This is a genomic window from Roseateles sp. GW821-FHT09G03, from assembly GCF_059416045.1.
The window spans coordinates 300-696 of sequence record NZ_JBWKOK010000017.1; the positions used below are offsets into that span (position 1 = coordinate 300).

Here is a 397-nt window from a genome sequence, read left to right on the forward strand (position 1 = left end):
ACCATCGTGTTGACGGTGTTCTTGAGCTCGAGGATCTCGCCCTTCACGTCGACGGTGATCTTCTTGGACAGGTCGCCTGCGGCCACGGCGGTGGTCACCTCGGCGATGTTGCGCACCTGCGAGGTCAGGTTGCCGGCCATGAAGTTCACGGACTCGGTCAGGTCCTTCCACGTGCCGGCCACGCCCTGCACGTCGGCCTGGCCGCCGAGCTTGCCTTCGGTGCCGACCTCGCGGGCCACGCGGGTCACTTCCGCGGCGAAGGAGCGCAGCTGGTCCACCATCGTGTTGACGGTGTTCTTGAGCTCGAGGATCTCGCCCTTCACGTCGACGGTGATCTTCTTGGACAGGTCGCCCGCGGCCACGGCCTTGGTCACGTCGGCGATGTTGCGCACCTGCG

The 397-nt window shown here is 66.0% G+C and carries 1 protein-coding gene; it reads right to left on the reverse strand.

Annotated elements, in window-relative coordinates; genetic code table 11:
• On the reverse strand, positions 1-397 hold a 397-nt coding region (locus AC07OZ_RS29485; protein WP_495470575.1), incomplete at both ends, for a HAMP domain-containing protein.